Genomic DNA, 17,742 nt, shown 5'->3' with positions numbered 1-17,742 from the left:
CGTTGCCGCTTACACTTTTATAAAAACTTTTAAATTCTTTTCTTTCGCTTCAGCATCACCTTTCCTTTCACTTGCGGGGTCCGGTACCGCCCCGAAATCTTCTGGTAAAGCATCCAGAAATGTTCTTTACACCACCCCGCAGGTCTAGTGTTCCATCATCTCCAAATGCTTTTTATCTCTTTGTGCGTCTGATCCGCCAAAGGACAATACCAATACCAAAGGCCGCTACTACTGCAATACCGATTGGCAGCAGGAGCATGGTATTATCCCCGGTTTTTACGTCCTCTGGTTTTTCCGGTGTCTGCGGAAGTTTCTTATTCTGGATTTCTTTTACCACTTCAATAACCTTTGTTTTTGCGTCTACATAACTAAATGTGATTTCATAGGTTTCCGTATGCTCTTCATATCCTTCCAACGGTTTCGTTTCCGATAATACATAAGTAATCGGTCCTACTGCTTTTCCTTCTTCGTATGTGGCAATCGGCAGCAGTTCACTGGTTGCAACTCCATCTTTATCTGTAGTAAGTTTTCCAACCACTTCCTCAGTCTCTTTGTTTTTCAATTCAAATTCCACATTCGCAAGTGGTGTCTGATCTTCTGCATCTGTTTTCTTAATAATTAACTGCCCCATTGGTACTTCATCTTTCATGGAAACTTTCTGTACTTCTCCGGTTTCCTCTACAGTAAATTCTACATCTTCTGCAATCAAAAATCCTTCCGGTGCAGCTTCTTCATGAAGGATATATGTTTTTCCCGGCTGTAGATACTCGATCCGGTAAGGTTCTTTGGTAGAGATCCATTCTTCTATGATATTTCCCTCTTCGTCCAGTACCTGTAACTTGGCTCCTTCAATTTCCTGTTCTCCGGTGATATCCGTTTTTGTGATGTCAATCTTTGTATGATCGTCTTTCATGGAAACTTTCTGGATTTCTCCGGTTTCCTCTACGGTAAATTCCACATCTTCTGCTTTCACATATCCGTTTTCTGTTGGAGCCTGTTCTTCGTGAAGTATGTACTTACCCGGTTTTAATGCATAAATGATATGCGATTCCTTTGTAGAAGTCCACTCTTCCACTACAGTGCCTTCTTCATCTTGAATCTGTAGTCTGGCACCTTCCACTTCCTTTTCTCCAGTAATGTCTGTTTTTGTAACTTCAACTTTCGTCGGCTGGTTCTCCACTTCTTTTTGTATAGAAATCACTTCCAATTCTGGATCCGCATAAGAAGCATCAATTTCAACCTTCTCTTCATATGGTAGATATCCTGGCAGACCTTCCAGTTCCTTCAGATAATATTTCCCGTGTGGAATGGTATCCAAGTACTTCAATTTTCCTTCTTGATCTGTTTTTTCAACTGCTACCAGTTCATCTTTTTTCACCACAACTTTTCCTGCTGCATTTACAATATCTTCTCCTGCATACAATCCAAACGAAACCCCAGCAAGCGGTTCTTTTGTGGCTTCTGATCTTTTCAGCACTTCAATTTCCACCTTCTGCCGCTGGTTCTTGATTTCCTTTGTAACATAATCAACAGCCACTTCTTGTCCCTGATAGGTAATCTCAAAATCCTGTTCTTTTGGATCCAACACGAAAGAATCTCCTGTTTTAGTCTCTTTGATATAGAATTTGCCAATCGGAAGATTATTTAAAGTTCCCTTTCCTTTTTCATCTGTTACAATTGTTCCAACCAATGCATCTTTTTCAAAACGTATGATCCGGTTGCCCTCACTGTCCATCTGCCCATCTGGCGAATAAATGGTTTCTCTTGCATGGATAGAAAATTCTGCCCCAGCAAGCCCCTGTTCTTCATACTCAAACTCATATCCTTTTTCCGTTTCCATAGCATCTTCTCCAGTAAACAGGTTGGACACTTTATTGACTACTTTTGCCAGACCATTTTTTAATTTTGTCAGCATCTGGTCTGTTATTTTTTCGGCACCTATAAGCACCTCTCCTGTTTTTTGGATTGTCAGGCTTCCTACTGCCTCATCGTTTTTTACTTCCACGACTACAATATACTTTCCAGTTTCTTCTTCCACCTCATGTACGGTATTGCTGTCTACTTTGATGGTAATGGATTTTCTTGGAGCTTTTTCATAAGTTCCTTCTTTTGTCACCTCATTTAAAGGAAGTATTTCCTCTCCCTTTTTTAACACCTGCTCAAATCCTGTCTGCACAAACAGTTCTGGGCTTTTTACTTCTTCAATCCGGTAGGTACCCATTTTTAACGGTTCTGGTGTCAGAAGATAGCCTTCCTCATTTGTTTCAAACACCTCAATGGTTTCCGGTTTTGGATACCGTACTTTCATCGTGACATATTTCTTTTTCTCCACATCATAGATTTTATAATGGGCACTATTCTTTAAAATCGGGAGATCAGTCTGAGCATCCTTTTTGATGATTTTAAAATAGAATTGCATTGGACGGTCATTAAAGACACGCCATACCTGTGGTTCTCTGCTGTCCTCATCAATGGTAACCAAAAACGGCTGAATCTCTTCCATATTTTCCGGAACGGTACTTTCGATACATACATATTTTCCATATGGAAGTTCCGGGGAACACAGATACCCTTTTTTGTCGGTAAACATTTCTTCTGTCTGTATCTTTTCTCCATTTTCATAATAAGATGCAGTTTCCTCTTTACTGAAATCATATCCGATAAAATCCTGCGGTGCATATTCGGTTCCATTCGATGGTTTTAAGGTACCATCCTTTACTTTAGAAAGTTCACTGATCAGGTACACTTTAAATCCGGCACCCTCCAGCAATTCTGTTTCCGTCTGGCTGCCATCATCACTGATTTTAATTAACTGGAATGCCTGTTTTTTTATGGTTTCCAAAACAGTCACATTTTTCTGCACAATTTCCACATCTTGCCCTTCATATGCAAGATCTACCGGGTATTTGGTTTGATCCAGCAAATATGCATTGGAAGGAGGTGCAGAAATTTCCTGTACATAGTATTTTCCAAGATACAAATCTTTGAAATTCAGAACACCTTTTTCGATCGTTCCCTGCACGACCAACTGATCCTTTTTATAAAGCAGTCCTGTCTTTCCATTTGGGTGTTGGATATCTTCTGCCGCATACAATCCATAGACAGCCCCGTTTAAATCTCCATCTCCCTGGCTTACAGAGTCCTGTGTATCTTTGTCTATTTTCTTGATATGGACTGCTCCCCGTACCTCTTTATTTTTAAAGGTATGTGCAAAGGTATACGTGTAGGTCGTATCATTTTTATATTCATAAAAGAACTCATAACTATCACTGCTCTGAACATAAAGAGGTGGTGCCTGAATTTCCTTTACTACATAATGGAAGCCAATTGGGATATCCGCAGTAAATGCAGCCTTCCCGTTTTCATTGGACTCCGCTTTCTGTATCATAGTTCCCTTTGTAACCAGCACGGAACCGTCTGCACCGGTAACATCTTCATCTGCATACAATCCAAAAATTGCCCCTTTCAATGCTGCATCATCATTACTTGATTTCTTCAGCACTTCCACAGATACCTTTGGTCTGGCATTTTCATATTGTGTTTCTTCCTCAACCACTTCTACTGTCTGCCCTGCATAAGAAAGGGTTACCATATGGGTACGTTCTTCCTCTGTCTTCCCTATTGTCAGGGAATCCGGAGCCTGCTGTTCTACCACCTTATAGGTTCCGAGATGAAGCATATCCGAAGAACAACTTCCATCTTCTTTTGTCTCCAGTTCTCCTGCCAAATCTCCTGCCTGATAGATTTTTGTCTGTTTATCCTGGCTGTAGATGTCTTCTGCTGCATAAATTTTATACTTTGCCCCTGCAAATGCAGCATTGGTATAGGTAAATTGCAGATTTCCAGCCTCTCCAGATACTCCTGTCAGCTTTTCCCCCTGCTTTCGGATGATAATCTTCCCTTTTTGTTCCTCATTTTTTACAGTCAGTGTTTGTGTTTTTGCTACTTCCAGATTGACATTGTAAGCAGTTGTATTCAGTTTATACCCTTTCGGTGCAGTGATTTCCTTGATGTACACTGTATCCTGCGTCTTTGTCAGCTCCGCTTTAGTTGCCCCTTTTTCATCTGTTGGCGGCATCTCCAGAATCAAATCTGTACATGCCTGATCCCGATAAATCCAAAAAACAGCCCCTGCAAGTTTTACACTGCTTTTTGCATCTTCTTTGATGACCTCAATCCAGGAAATATCCATCCATTGAATCGAAAATGAAACCTTAGTACTTGGTTCCTCATAAAAATCCCCATAACCAACATCCTGATTGCCGGAACCGGTAGAAACCACTAGAGTTTTCCACTGAGCCCCTACCTGTCCGCCTAAATCTCCGCTATTCCAGGTACCATGTACGGTTTTTTCTGCGGTAAAGTAAAAAGTTGTACCACCATAAATCTTAATGGAACCGCCTTTCTGCTCCTTTCCGGCAGTATCATGGTAAGTCACACCTTCCGGTAAAGAAAGGGTAATATAATTTCTATGGTCTCCATTTAATGTGATATTTTTTGTTTTCTGCACATCTCCTTCCAAAAAAGCGGTTTCGTTTGTGGAAGAAAGGCTGATGGCAGCACTTGGCGGTGCTTCCTGCCCGCAAAGATAATTGATGTATTCCATGACACCATAGCGTTTCAGTCCGTCCTGCGTGCAGCCCACAAATGCCACTTCCTCTCCGCCATAACAGTAACTTGCTGCTAAATGTGTCAGGACATATTTGATATCATTGCTATAATTCTTTAGATATTCTCCGGTTAAATCACCCGGCCCTCCATATCCATAATACAAAACTTTCTGTAAGTTTAAGTTGCTCTCATAAATTTCTGCCACGTAATCAGACGAAGGCGGTGACTGCAGATTTGATTCCAGACAGTATGCAATCCGTTCGTTGACGTAAAAATAGCAGGTACTGTAAGAACCTAAATCACTTGGGTATACAATCCTCTCCCCTTGCACCAAAGAAGCTTTTTCCCTTGCCTGTTCCATAGAAGAGGGGACAACGGAAAACAAGACACCCTCTTCTTCCTTTAATGCACTGGTATCAATGTTGGCACCATCAGGCTCTGCGTCTTCCTCCCCACTTTTTATCTCTTTCTTCTGTTTCTTCTCTTTTTGCGGACTCTCTCCTTCCTTTCCCGCTTCTTTCACAATGATTTTCCGTGTAATCTCATAAGTATCTCCGGAAGGTTTTTGGACCTGGTAAATACAGTCATACCTTCCAGGTCTGTCTGCATCAAACAGCTTTCCTTCTTTATCTGCTGACAAAACAAGAGAAACCTTTTCTCCGTCTTTTACAGTAATACCGATGAAATCGAATGCCGGATCAAAAGTTTCTCCCTGCTCAATCGTAATGTCTTCTGCCTGTGTTTCTTCTTTTACATCTGTCTGTTCTAATGGTGCTGCAAAAGCACTGCTCCCACCTGCAAGCAGAGAGGAACACCCTAATAAAACAGCTAAAAATCCTGCTGTACATCGTTTTTTCCATGTTGTTTTCAATAAACGCTCTCTCCTTTCACTTTATTGTTTTTTAGACGGGCAGTTCCATTTTCGGGAATATGCTGCACACCGGAAACTGCCCTGTTTCCCATTTCTTCTTAAGGTCTGTCCCGAATCATACATTGTTCTCCTTTCCCATGGCACTTTAAACCATGCAAAAAAGGAACTGCTTTCGCAATTCCTCTTTTGCACATTTTAAAAATGAATTATCTTGTGTTTTTCCTGATTTCCTTTGTCAGCCAGTCATCAATCCCTTTTTCATGTTCTGCCCACAGTCCGTCCTGATCTAAATCCCACTGGTTCCGATTACAGGATAAGGAAAGCTCCTCACAGATACGGTATGTATGATTACAGCCTTTTCGTATGGTATCCCGTTTTACTCTTTTTTTCGGGCATTCAAAGTAAGGATCGCCCTCTTTCTTTCTCTCTTCACATTCCTCACAGATTTCACTATACTTTTTGTCACATATAAGCCGTAACTGCTTATCCATGTCATAGACTTCTTCCACATGGGAGAGACCACGCTTTTTTAATGCTTGTAAAACCTCATACAAATCTCTCCAATTTCCAATTCCCGGATTCCCAAGGAACGTTTTTCCTGATACCTGATGGGCAATCTCTGCTTTTAAAATTCCTTCGGTCACATAAATCTCATTTCCTTCTGCTTTTCCCGATATCCCTACAATACTGCTGATCCCACACCCTTTCTTTTGATTTGCACTGGAAAGCCATACATATTTATTTTTTCCCTTTGGGTTGTCCAATCGTATCTGGAATCCTGCCAGATATCCGTCTACTGTATAAACAGGACAAAGATACCCGCTGTTTCCTTCATAGAAATTCAGATCCCAGTCTCCTTCCCGATTGATATAAAATCCGGGAACGCCTTCCAAGCGTAATCCCTGCTTTATCAGTCTCCTGGCAATCTGTTGAGATTCCTCCTTACTGGTACTTTTATATCCTTTTTCTTCCATACGCCGGATAATCTCTGCATTCACACCTCTTCTTTCCAAATCTTTGCGGTGATATTCCTTCAGTTTCAGATAAGAGAGCATTTTTTTATAAACATGATGCCGTTGTTCTGCATCCACAGGTTCTGCCATGCGTTCCTTCTGTTTCCTTGCCTGTTTTTTTATCCCCTGGCTTTCTTCCTGCATTGCTTCCCTTGTCTTTTTCTTTCTGCCGGGTTCCTCCTGCTTTCTTCTATAAATTTCCCGATATGCCTTTTTATACCGGTCCTTTCCCGTCAGATGACAAAGTTCTGCATAAAGTGTCAGCATATTATGACCAGTTCCACAATCAAAGCAATGGAAAACATTAATGATTTTCCCTTCTGCACAGACACAGATGCTTGCCTTCCCTCTTGCATCTCCACAAAATGGACAGACAACATTGGCTGCATTCTGGACATCCTTTACCTGATATCCATTTTTGCAGTTTTCCAAAAATTCCATATCCAGCATGTTTGCGACATCAAAAATAGTGAATGGGGCAACTGGATAAGAATCTGTACGCTTTCTTTTTTTCATATCCTTTTTACCTTTCTGGAAATATCCCCTTACAAAAGTCGGAAAAGGCATGGCCAGCACACCTCTTCCTAATAGTTAATCTTTTAAGCAGCTTTCTGTTCACAATCTTCCAGTAAAAGCTGAGCTGCTTCTTTCATTTTAAAATCAGAACCTCTGTATTCGTTTGCAAACCATTGTAACTGCCGATATCCCGCTTCTGTCCCAAGCATTTCACCAAATGACTTTCCTTCAAACAACGCATACGGACAGATTACCTTTTTTGCCGCTTCTACTGTCAGAGGTTTCTTCTCCGCTTCACTTTCCATATCTCTTTGTAACTGCAAGAAAAAGTCTTCTTCATCTATTTCTTCAAAGGGAACTTCTTCTTTCGCCTCTTCAAAATCTTCTGATGGAGCAGAAACGGAAGATTTCTCTTTCATTTCCTTTTCTTCCGCAATCTCCTGAGCTGTATCTGCTGCTTTTGTTTCACTGCTTTCTGTCTCTTGAACTTCTGCTTCCTTTGTCTGTTGTGCTGAAAAATCCAAAAGGTTCATCTGTCCAAAACCGTCCTCTTCCTTTTTCTTATGAGATTGCAAGCCCGACTCCTTCGGCCCTTTCTTCCCCTCTTTTGATTTTTCTTCCAGATTGTTTTCGTTTGGTTCCCTCTCCGGTTTTTCGTCTTTTAAATCTTCTATGGAAGAAGAATCTAAAATGTCTTTTCCCTCGTTTGTCAATGAATCTGGCTGAGTTTCCTCTAACAGTACTTCCTGTTCTGCTGTTTCCTGATGATGCACTACTTCTGCTGCTTCTGAAGATTGTTTTTCCAACCTCTTTGTTTCTTGCACTTTCATATCTTCCGCTGTTTCTGCCTCTTCACTTTCTTCTAAAAAAGCTGCAGGATCTGGGAAAAAATCTGCCTGTATTATAGTATCTTTGTTTCTTTTCTTATCTTCCTGCGGCGGTTGCGCTAAAGGACTGTCTGCAATTACATCAGAAGCCTTTTTTTCCGGTTTCTGTGGCTTTACCGGCACTTCGGATTTTTTATATTCCACCCTTTCCTTTGATTTATCAGGTCCATTTGGTGTCCCCTTCATATCCGGATCTTCCGTTTCCTGTTTCATACGGAATTTATACAGGAAGAAGTATTTAAACCCATACGTCCATGCTGCTCCTTTCGCCTTTGCAGGAGAGTCCAGATGGTCTCCCACCAGCTGAATACTTACTCGCTCTTTTTCCTCCAAACAGTCCGCATTGACAATAAAAAATGTAAGTTTTGCTGTATAAATCCAGCTGCCATCTACTTTACTGTAAGCGGCATCTGTCTCTTCTAATTCCTGCAAACAGATATGGTGCTTCGTAAACGCCGGATTTAGAAGTTCAAAGATATCATCAATCTTTACAAAATCATAATCCACTTCGTCTGAATAATGCTTCTTTAACAGCTTTGGCATTTCGTTTGAAATTGCAATTAGTTTTTGCTGTAAATTCATTGTTTCTTTGTTTTCCATCCTATGTCCTCCTGTTCTTTCAATTAAGCAGCCTGTTTCTGTTCTGCCATGACATTGTAATACCAGATATCCCTTGCTCCTACCTGATAGATTTCCTCTACGTCCCATACCTTATTTGCCCCGTACTTTTCTTTCAGACGTTTCTTTTCTTGTCCAGATACCTGACTGAGTGGGTACTTTCCGGTTGTGTTTTTTAATACCTCTGCATCGATGTGGAAATATTCAAAAACACCTTGTCTCCCTCTTACAACTACAATTACGGTATGATGCACCTGCTCCAACGATTTTCTAAGGGCTCTGATTTTTTCAATCCTCTCCGGTTGTTTCTTCATCAAAAACTTTGCTTTGTTGTTTACTTCTGTTTCAAAAATCTGACGCATGACTTCCCTGTTCTGCAGTTCTTTTGCCCAGTATCTTCCAAACCTGCGGATGACAGCTTTTCGGTTTCTTAAATAGCAAAAGTACAGCCAATTGTCAAATACATACGTTTCTCCATCGAAAGCAAAGTCCTGTTGTGGGAGTAATCGGTCTGTTACAGAATTTTTTTCAAAAATCACATCTCCTGCTGTCTTTTCAATCAATTCCCGATATTTCCATGCGACTGCTGCTCTTTCAACTGCGGTGATCACAATATCCTTTTTTCCTTTCTCCAGTTTCTTTTGGGCATATTCCTGAACCTTCTGTTCCAGGCAGCGCATACATCCACGCTGGAACCGGAAATTTTTTCCTTCCGGAATATTTAACAAAGCACGCAAGGCGTAGGATACATCTGTAAATTCAAACGTCTTTTGGTTGAAAATCCCGACAAATTCCATCCCCTGATATAAATGACTGGCTCTGTTTTCAAGGTTTGTTCCCATATACACAAAGGTAAATTCTCTGTTGAAAGTCTTGGTAAACACATTCTCCCATGTCAAAAGGGCTGGCTTGTTCTTTCTCCTAAGCCACTTAAAAAAACGTTTTGCAAATGCATTTCCTTTCGTCCATTCTGGTACATTTCTCATATTCTTTTTCTCCTTTTCTTTTCATTTTTATGCAAATGGAAGACAGTATGAAGATGCCCAATACCGTATTCTTTCCATTGCCTGTTCTTTCCCACATGCTACCCACAGCCATTCCAATAAAAATTCTGTAAGTACCTGCTGTTTCTCTTTCTTCATAGTTACAAGTTCCAGCCAAAATGCTTTCATAAACTGATCTTTGTCGGAATCTGTTAGCTGTCTTAAAATTGCTTCCAGCCGTTTTTCTGGTTCTCCTTCTATCTTCCGGATTCTGAAAATATTCTTTCTGCTGCATGTTGGAAGTATCACAGGACAGGAGAACGCTTCTCTTGCCATATCTACTGCCCAAAGTTCTTCCTCTTCCCATGGTGTAAACAGTGACAATCTGTAAACCCAGTGTGTGACCAGATATGTCATATTTCTGCGGACTGTCCCACGCTTTTGTAAAGCGGAAAAGATTCCTTGTATTCCCGTCTTTCCTTTTCCTGTGTTCTTTGCAGAGATCTCTTCTGCAATGGAAACCAGCATATTTGCGTAATAAATTCCCAGTTCTTTCTTTCCTTTTTTATAATCCATATTCTTTTCTCTCCTATATATACGGTAACCCAAATTTAATTTTTCTGATCTTCCCCTAATAAACAAGATCCCCGGGAATGTCATATTCTCTCCACTTCATACTCGTGCATTTGGCAACTTTTTCTTCCAGCTCCACCATAGTTCTGCCGGATATTCCCTTGCTCTGTGCCAGGAAAAGAATTTCCCCAATCCCACAATACACTTCGTATGCGGTGCAGGGTGCATCACCAAAGGTTGCTTTAAAGCGGTCTACGATCTCTGCAACATTCTTTTTCCCAAACCCTTGTTTTGTCATAATTCCAATCATGGTATTGACTGGATACTCAATGGAAATAGCACACAGTTTTTCCACCGTCCCTTTCAATGCATTTTTATAGCATTCAAAAGTTGAAAGCAGATTTTCCGTAAACTGTTGAAATTCCACAGAATTATTGTGCCGCATCCGCATATCCGTTCCTAATGCAATCTTTCGTTGTCCCTCCATCAGGCTGTAAAAAATATTGGCACCTGATGCTGCCACATCGGAAGATGTGATGCGTATGGTAGCTGTAAGTTTCTCTTTTACCTGCTTTCCATACTTTTCCATGATTTCCCCATACACTTCTTCCAGCCGATGATCTTCAATCTGCCAGATTGCCGATACCATAGTCTGGTCCGCATACCCTTCTAAAAAGGTACTCTTTTTATACTCTCCACGTATGTAAACACTGGCAAGCATAAAAACCTCCGGTAAGGGATATACCTGATACCCGTTTTTTTCTGCTGAATGCACTGCCCGAACCTTTCCTTCTGAAACACGGAGCAATGCTTTCCCTTTTGCGACTTTCAAACACTGATTCAGGATTTCCGCAAGTACCGCAGGCTCTACACTGGACAATGCCGCACCGCTGATTCTGGCCCTGCTTTCTAAAGTTGGGATTGCAGAACTCCCCAGTTGGTATGCTTCTGTCTGATTGGTTTTCAATAAAAGACGGGAATGGTTCTTTGTATCTCGTAATACTTCCATACAGATACGCTCTTCTTTACTCTCAGGCTTTTCCAGTATCTGTCCTGCTTCGTATACTCGTAATTCTTTACTTGGAACCTCAAACCATGTTGCCCGTTTTTCAACCTCTTCCAGATATTGATGCAATTCCACTTCTTTTAAAAATGATTTTGAGAAGTTATCTGCATACCATGTTCCCGTAGGTGTATTATGCAGCTTTAAACAAATCTTCCATCCACCTTCTACAGCACGAAACAGATAACCTTCCTGTTTCATTTTCTCCATCTCTTCCTTACTTGGCAGACTCCCTTCCCATAGAATACTTGTCTGCATAGGTTCGCCTCCTTCCATTTGGCAGATATACAAAAACTTTCCTTTCCTGTAGGAAGTACAGCCGGTAATCTTCCAGACAAAGAAATATATCAAGGCCTGTTTGTTCCTTGACTTCTTGCAATTGGTCTATTTCTTTCTCATGGTTCGAAATCTTCCTAGGGAAAAGATAAATTTCTCCTTTTTGCTCCACCCTTTTCCCCACAGGTAAAAAATGCAATCCCTGATAGAGCATGCACTTTTTTCGATTTGAAACCTCTCCTTTTTTCTGACTGAGAATCGTGATGATACACTTTTTTAGATACGCTTGTATCGTTACCCCTGTTAATACTTCGAAACAGGTTTCCACTGACTCACGGTCTTTACTGCCCTGATAAGTTTTTAAAAGGTCAGTTACAATTCCGGTAATTTCAAAATCGGCACCCTCTAAAATATCTGCAAGTACCGTGTCAGCATCCCGAACGGCAGACTCATCTTCCATCTGCTTTTCTAAAAAAGTGAGCGTTTCAAACAGTTTTCTGGTTTTTCGCTGTTCGCTTAGCTTCTGTACATATTTCCTTTGGCACATTCTTTTCTCCTTCCTTTCCGTTTTTTTGCATGTTTTCCTCCTTTCACGCACAAAAAAAGACACAAAAAAGAGCCATTGTCTTTTTGTGTCTGTCTATCTATGCGTTTAAAACGGTTGTTAAAAGTTCTCTTCCGGAAACATAGCCGGAACTAAATTTGACTTATGGAAAGCAATATGCTGTTTCCATATAAAATAAAGTCACTTAAAGATTAACACAATATATAGTACATGTCAATCTTTCTATCCATGTATTTAGTAGCAAATACGGTTTTTTCACAATTCCACACATATTTACCAGAATTTTTTTAACCGGGGACAGAAGCATTTTTATCTGCCCCCTTCCAGTCGTTTATTCTTCTTCCGATGTTTCTTCTGAGATTGGAACAACACACTTTGCAATGCTTCGTCCCTTTTCATCTTCTTCAACCATAAAGGATACTTCCATATTGTTCCTCAAGGTTTTAAATCCTTCCGACTGGATCTCACTGTAATGTACAAAGTAATCAATGCCATCTGCATCCACAAGAAAGCCATATCCTCTCTTTGCACTAAACCATTTTACAGTTCCTTTCATTTCTTTTCCTGCCATAGTCATCTCTCCTATTTATTATTATTTCGTGCATGTCGGCACGAAAGGAAGAGTGTGGGTTCGAACCACACTTTTTTCACCGTTCTTCCTGTGGGATTTCTTCTGCCCCGTAAAAAACCTCATACATAAGTTCCCCTATTTTTGCAGCTTTTCCCTCCACCCGTTCCACTTTTCCAAAATAGAACCGGTATGTTTTTCCAACCATGAGGTTTTTTTCTTTTTGTATCCGAATGCGGATCCGGCTTCCGTCTTTATCCTGTACAACTATCTGATACATTCTGCCCGGATAATGTTTTCCCTTGACTGCAAGAACCTGTGCTTCCATAATCTCATATTCTCCTGTTTTCCCAATCTTCAGAAACTTGAAAATCTGATAAAACGAAAACACTGCCAATATCCAGGTAAGTATCAAAAAACTCGCTTCCTCAAATTGCACCCCCATATATGTACCGATTACAGCAATAAAAAAAGACAAAAGCCCTGCTTTCAGCATTTTATCTTTAAATAAAAATGGGATTTCTTCTGTTCCATCTAAATTTTTGATCATATATTGTGTCATGCTTTCCCACTGCTTCCTCCACCTTTTTTTCATGTCCATCTCCATTTCTCTTTCTTACCTTTGGAACTACAAAAGCAGACACAGAACTGCTTTTGGTATAAGATAAAAAAGAAAGCCGGCAAATGCCGGCCCGACCCAATGTTTCTTTGCTTTCTGTTTCCATACAGTCTGTTTTTTTGTTCCAATAATCCGTACTTTTCCAGGAACCAGCCACCGCAGCTTTAGATAGAATTTCCGGAACGCTTCTTTGTCATACCCAAAAGAGCGCACCTGAAAAACAAGTGTTTCCCTTTCCTTCTTATCAAGCAGGATAAAACTCGTCTGTTCTGTCTCTTTCATTTTACGGATTACAATATAAAATTCCGGGATCCCCCTGCGGCTTCCCTCTACGATTTTTTCCATTTCTCTGTAAAAAATCCGGCAGACTTCATAATGCTCATTTTTGTATGGCTGACGAATTACCAGACAATCCTCTTCTAATTTCATATAACAGCCTTTCGTCTGCATAATCCTTCCATTTGCTTTCAATGCTTCTTTTACCAAATAGAATCCCCAACTTGCTAAAATCAGGAATACACAGATACTCTCCCAAAAGCAATGGTTAAAAAGCAGGAAAAATCCCAGAAGTCCGGAAATTCCAAAACAGCTTCCCGCCCTTATCAGACATTTCTCTTTATAATCCAGAAGCCGATACATATCGTGTTCCGTGGCTTTCATTATCATGCGATTTTGTTTCTCCTTTCGGCTTTCCTTTTTGTTTCTTTTTTTCCATCTCTTTTCTCTCTTCTAACAATTCATTGGCTAAGCGTATGGTTTCCCTACAACGATAAGTACTAAACATGGCAACATGTGTCTCCTTTTCCGGAAGTGCCAGTTTTCCACTCAGCCAATGATATGTACTGTTTTTTGTCATATATCCCTGTGTCCAAATTTCTCTTAATGCACGATGTGTCTGTATCCGAAGGTTTCGAAGTTCCCCATCCGCCATAATTCCAAGCGGTCTGTGGTTTTTCTGGTTCGCTGAAACATAAGCATTGCAGTCCGGATAACCACTACACACATAAAACATTGTTTCCGGGGTGAAAATTCTCTTTTCTCCATATAGATAGGAAGCTGGTCTTAAAACTGCCTTTTTCCCACAATATGGGCAGATTACCTCTGGAAGTTGCTTTCTATTTTTCTTTTTCTTCATCGAATTTCCCCTTTCTGCTTTAGTCTATATCATGCATTATAAAAAATTTGGCTTTCACGGTTCAATAGGTTTTCCAAATTTTTTTTATTTTTAAGAATATTTTTTAATCAGCCTTGTAATGATTCCCTCTGCCACCTCAGAAGTTTCATTGATTCGTGTTACAACAAAGCCAATTTTATCTCGTTTTCCTGGAAGGGAAGCCATGTTGCACTCATGGGCAATAGCATTTACTCCAAGATCTAAACGGATAAAGTACGTTCCCTTATAAACATCAACCACGATACCGGAATATTTTCCCTGGCGGTGGCATTTCTTTAAGTTGTCCTTATTGGTATTTTCCGTTGCTCCCTTCGCATCTACGGCTACTGTCATACTCTCCGCATCCGGCATTTCTATTTTGTTAACGCAGACCAGCACTAAATCTCCCACCTGAAATTTTTCTGTTGCATCTGGCATCCATTCCCATGCCATGTCTCTTGCACGCACAGAGCACTCTACACCAAACACTTCCAGACGGACTGCCTTTGGTGCTACAGCAATGACTCTGGCCTCCACAATCCTTCCAGGATAAACCATTGGCTGCTCCTCTTCATTTTCTGTAAAATAGAAAATCTGTCGTTTCCGCAGCATCGCATCTTTTCGGGATGCCACTACGCTTCTGGAAGCCTCATCTAAATCTTTGATAATAAAATCAATATCTGCCCCAAGCATATTATTAGCAATCCTTACCTGGCGGTTCAATGTATCCGCATTTTCCCTTCCGTCTCCTTTTAAGTTAATCATCATTTCAGACATAGGGATTAAAATCCGGTAACCATTAAAATAAGTGACTGCTACTGTCCAGCCGCTTTCCAGTTTCTCAATACCACTTAACGGACCAGTCAGGATTTTCCGGGTTCGCTGGGCATTTAACAACTGATGCCATTTTGCCTCTTCTTTTTCCTGTGTACTTTCAATCGAAGCATCGACTTCAATCGTCAGGATTGAATTTTGTGTTACTGCTCTTGGAATTTCATTTTTTACTTCTTCTGTGATTGTTGTTTTCGTTTCTGCCATATACAGCCTCCTTTTCTTCATCAAAAAAGGCACAAAAAAACAGCCCTCTGGCTGCTTTCTGTGCCTGATTATTTACACTATCATCATAAAACATTCCGTTTTGCCTGTCAATTCCGATTGTGTTGCAATGTTATCGCAATTTCTTATTTTTGCAATCGCTTTTCAATTTTCCAACTTTTTTAAACCTTCTTCCCACCGGATACGGGAAAAATACCAGATTTTTCCCTGGATTCTCCGGCAGATTTGATTCTCCTCCAAATACTGGAAACTGCTCTGCTCTGGATTGTCTTTATCCCAGTTTGTCTTTTCATAGAATTCTTCCGGTGTATCATAAATCTCCACACACTGTTTTGCCAAGTCAGCCTTTTCTACTTCTGTTTCCCTGATGTAGATCCCAAATTCTCTTAAGAGCAATTTTAAAAAAGTATATTTTACCAGTGCATTTTTCTCCATATTCATACAGCCTTAATCTCCACCTCCATCTGTACTTTTCTGAAACAAATCTTCTACTTTGTATACAGTTGTCTGCTTTTCATTTTTCCTTACAGACTTTTTCGGCGGTTCCCCTTGTAATGTCAGAGGTTCCGATTCCTGTTCTTCCCTGCTTTCTTCTGCCTGTTTTCTTTCAAAACGCTCAACCGCTTCCCTCTCCTGCTCCAATATCTGAAACTGATTTTTTTCTGCTTCCATTTCCCGATACCATTTCGGAATATGTTCATTTGTTTTTTCCAACTTCAGATGTTTTGCATCTGGATGTTCCGTATAATCCATTTTCCGAAGTTTTAGCACTTTCTGTCCACGGATAATCAAAAGCATCTGATCAATGGGAAAACGTAATACTTCATCAGGAAGCAGCAGCATTCTTTTTCCTACGGAAGAAGTCTCTGCGTATTCCGGCACATAATCTGTCATGCGTATAGTATAATAGCTTTTCCGCATAGATGCAACGGAAACCGTAATCTCTCCAGAACGGGAACTGTAATAAGTAGCAGTTGTCATATCATTGCACCCTAAAAATAAAGACATATCACAACCGCCAAGTATTTCTTCCCATTGTCCTTCCGGATATCGGTTCATCATCTGTGGGATATTCTGAAAGATAATACTCATGCCGATTCCCCTGCTTCGTGCGGTTGCCAATTTCTTTTTAAAATCCGGAATCACTCCGATGTTCGGAAATTCATCTAAGATAAAGCACATGGGAACCGGAAGTTTCCGATCTTCCATTCGATCTGCCAGTCTCACCAATTTGATGCTAAGAAATGAGGTAAACAGTGTTGCCAAAACATCATATGTAGAATCCTGATCTGATGTAATGCAAAAATAAGCACACTTTTGTTTTCCCGGAAGTGTCAGGTCAAAATCCCCATGACTGGTTATCTGCTGTACCAGTTTATTCTGCATAATCTGCAAACGGGTTCCAAGTCCCAATACCGCATTTCCTTTTACCTTTTCTGCCTTTGAAAAAAGCTGATATGGTCCTCTTGCCGGGTGTGTTGTCGGCAGACGTTCAAAAATAGCATCTAGCATTTCTACCGATTTATTCAGCAGCAGTTTATATGCTTCTGGAAATGTTTTTTTCCCCACTGGATATTCTTCATATACATACAGGCACAGCGCTTTCAGCAAATCCATTTCTACGTTATCATAAAAATGGTCAAATTTATCAGTTGTGTTCCGGATCACGACGTCAACAAACACATCTATCAGGCTTCCATCATCAATTTCCGCAAGACAGTCCCAGGCATCACTGTTTACAAGGTCTATCAGATTTAACTGTTTTACAATATAGCCCTCTTCCCGCAAATATCCTGCTAAATCTTCATACAACTCTGATTTTGGATCGGTAAGATACATGGACTCTCCACGACGCACGCACTGCAATGCCATATTTCTTGCAAATGCTCTTGATTTCATACTTCCCTGGCTGCCACAAACTGCTAGATTCCTATTCAGTCTGGAATCTATCGGAAGGCTTACGTATTCTCCATTTTCTAAATCCTTTCCAAAAATAATCCCCAGAACGTCTTGTAAGTTCTGGTCTGCGTTTAAAATTTCTTTTTGTTCCTCCGGCTTCATATATCCGGCTGTACCATAGGTTCCCTTTACCGAATAATCAAAGTTCCGTTCATCTGTTTCTGAAATATCCTTTTCCTTTCCTCTCCAGATAATGAGCATACCCAAAAGCAGCATACATAAAAATGCTACTACGGAACTTTGAAGTCCTGTTGCTGTTGTAAAGCCTCTCCAAATGCATACAAACGGGTTTAGTACTACAACTGAATGAGACAACCTTTCTAAAAAACCTCCAAAATAGACAGTTAATGTGGCAAGCAGAACACCAAAACCGATTTTCTTGCATCTGTCTCTCTGTTCTTTTTTCTCTTT

14 protein-coding genes are annotated in these 17,742 nt (G+C 40.4%); all 14 read right to left on the bottom strand.

Annotated elements, in window-relative coordinates; genetic code table 11:
- Positions 1 to 172: 172 nt before the first annotated feature.
- On the bottom strand, positions 173 to 5,482 hold the full coding sequence (locus tag HMPREF0373_RS07605) for a SpaA isopeptide-forming pilin-related protein (protein WP_021739100.1): 5,310 nt from the start codon (positions 5,480 to 5,482) through the stop codon (positions 173 to 175).
- Positions 5,483 to 5,688: 206 nt separating this feature from the next.
- Positions 5,689 to 7,011, bottom strand: coding sequence for a hypothetical protein (locus HMPREF0373_RS07600; protein ID WP_081695242.1), 1,323 nt, complete (start codon positions 7,009 to 7,011; stop codon positions 5,689 to 5,691).
- A gap of 83 nt (positions 7,012 to 7,094) precedes the next feature.
- Positions 7,095 to 8,498 (bottom strand): ERF family protein, encoded by a 1,404-nt coding sequence (locus tag HMPREF0373_RS07595; protein ID WP_021739097.1) that lies wholly within the window; start codon positions 8,496 to 8,498, stop codon positions 7,095 to 7,097.
- Positions 8,499 to 8,521: 23 nt separating this feature from the next.
- Entirely contained in the window at positions 8,522 to 9,502 is a 981-nt protein-coding gene (locus HMPREF0373_RS07590; RefSeq protein WP_021739096.1) for a hypothetical protein, read from the bottom strand.
- A 27-nt stretch (positions 9,503 to 9,529) separates the two neighbouring features.
- Entirely contained in the window at positions 9,530 to 10,075 is a 546-nt protein-coding gene (locus HMPREF0373_RS07585; RefSeq protein WP_044963409.1) for a hypothetical protein, read from the bottom strand.
- Positions 10,076 to 10,130: 55 nt separating this feature from the next.
- On the bottom strand, positions 10,131 to 11,393 hold the full coding sequence (locus HMPREF0373_RS07580; RefSeq protein WP_021739094.1) for a hypothetical protein: 1,263 nt from the start codon (positions 11,391 to 11,393) through the stop codon (positions 10,131 to 10,133).
- A complete protein-coding gene (locus tag HMPREF0373_RS07575; protein ID WP_147597880.1) occupies positions 11,353 to 11,871 on the bottom strand; it encodes a hypothetical protein in 519 nt (172 codons plus the stop codon). Before HMPREF0373_RS07575 ends, HMPREF0373_RS07580 begins: the two co-directional genes overlap by 41 nt.
- Before the next feature lie 436 nt (positions 11,872 to 12,307).
- Complete coding sequence (locus HMPREF0373_RS07570) at positions 12,308 to 12,547, bottom strand: cold shock domain-containing protein (RefSeq protein ID WP_199797990.1); 240 nt, start codon at positions 12,545 to 12,547, stop codon at positions 12,308 to 12,310.
- 76 nt (positions 12,548 to 12,623) lie between these two features.
- The gene (locus HMPREF0373_RS07565) at positions 12,624 to 13,139 is read right to left on the bottom strand and encodes a hypothetical protein (protein WP_147337239.1); all 516 of its coding nucleotides are present in this window, start codon (positions 13,137 to 13,139) and stop codon (positions 12,624 to 12,626) included.
- Positions 13,140 to 13,172: 33 nt separating this feature from the next.
- Positions 13,173 to 13,829: a hypothetical protein gene (locus tag HMPREF0373_RS07560; protein ID WP_044963403.1), complete on the bottom strand. Its 657-nt coding sequence runs from the start codon at positions 13,827 to 13,829 to the stop codon at positions 13,173 to 13,175.
- Entirely contained in the window at positions 13,780 to 14,298 is a 519-nt protein-coding gene (locus HMPREF0373_RS07555) for a zinc-finger-containing protein (protein WP_021739089.1), read from the bottom strand. Before HMPREF0373_RS07555 ends, HMPREF0373_RS07560 begins: the two co-directional genes overlap by 50 nt.
- A 90-nt stretch (positions 14,299 to 14,388) precedes the next feature.
- Positions 14,389 to 15,354, bottom strand: a complete 966-nt coding sequence (locus HMPREF0373_RS07550; protein ID WP_081695237.1) for a S1 RNA-binding domain-containing protein — start codon at positions 15,352 to 15,354, stop codon at positions 14,389 to 14,391.
- A gap of 162 nt (positions 15,355 to 15,516) precedes the next feature.
- Complete coding sequence (locus tag HMPREF0373_RS07545) at positions 15,517 to 15,813, bottom strand: hypothetical protein (protein ID WP_021739087.1); 297 nt, start codon at positions 15,811 to 15,813, stop codon at positions 15,517 to 15,519.
- 6 nt (positions 15,814 to 15,819) lie between these two features.
- A complete protein-coding gene (locus HMPREF0373_RS07540; protein WP_318248172.1) occupies positions 15,820 to 17,646 on the bottom strand; it encodes a VirD4-like conjugal transfer protein, CD1115 family in 1,827 nt (608 codons plus the stop codon).
- Positions 17,647 to 17,742 lie beyond the last annotated feature (96 nt).

The sequence above is a fragment of the Eubacterium ramulus ATCC 29099 genome, from assembly GCF_000469345.1.
Taxonomy (GTDB): domain Bacteria; phylum Bacillota; class Clostridia; order Lachnospirales; family Lachnospiraceae; genus Eubacterium_I; species Eubacterium_I ramulus.
Note: the sequence above shows the minus strand (reverse complement) of the source record. Positions and strands in the feature narration are given on the sequence as shown.

Excerpts from the sequence above, each read along its gene's own strand:
- HMPREF0373_RS07590 (WP_021739096.1), bottom strand. The coding sequence starts at position 9,502 with ATGAGAAATGTACCAGAATGGACGAAAGGAAATGCATTTGCAAAACGT.
- HMPREF0373_RS07580 (WP_021739094.1), bottom strand. The coding sequence starts at position 11,393 with ATGCAGACAAGTATTCTATGGGAAGGGAGTCTGCCAAGTAAGGAAGAG.
- HMPREF0373_RS07555 (WP_021739089.1), bottom strand. The coding sequence starts at position 14,298 with ATGAAGAAAAAGAAAAATAGAAAGCAACTTCCAGAGGTAATCTGCCCA.
- HMPREF0373_RS07600 (WP_081695242.1), bottom strand. The coding sequence starts at position 7,011 with ATGAAAAAAAGAAAGCGTACAGATTCTTATCCAGTTGCCCCATTCACT.
- HMPREF0373_RS07585 (WP_044963409.1), bottom strand. The coding sequence starts at position 10,075 with ATGGATTATAAAAAAGGAAAGAAAGAACTGGGAATTTATTACGCAAAT.
- HMPREF0373_RS07550 (WP_081695237.1), bottom strand. The coding sequence starts at position 15,354 with ATGGCAGAAACGAAAACAACAATCACAGAAGAAGTAAAAAATGAAATT.
- HMPREF0373_RS07560 (WP_044963403.1), bottom strand. The coding sequence starts at position 13,829 with ATGATAATGAAAGCCACGGAACACGATATGTATCGGCTTCTGGATTAT.
- HMPREF0373_RS07570 (WP_199797990.1), bottom strand. The coding sequence starts at position 12,547 with ATGGCAGGAAAAGAAATGAAAGGAACTGTAAAATGGTTTAGTGCAAAG.
- HMPREF0373_RS07575 (WP_147597880.1), bottom strand. The coding sequence starts at position 11,871 with ATGGAAGATGAGTCTGCCGTTCGGGATGCTGACACGGTACTTGCAGAT.
- HMPREF0373_RS07595 (WP_021739097.1), bottom strand. The coding sequence starts at position 8,498 with ATGGAAAACAAAGAAACAATGAATTTACAGCAAAAACTAATTGCAATT.
- HMPREF0373_RS07565 (WP_147337239.1), bottom strand. The coding sequence starts at position 13,139 with ATGAAAAAAAGGTGGAGGAAGCAGTGGGAAAGCATGACACAATATATG.
- HMPREF0373_RS07545 (WP_021739087.1), bottom strand. The coding sequence starts at position 15,813 with ATGAATATGGAGAAAAATGCACTGGTAAAATATACTTTTTTAAAATTG.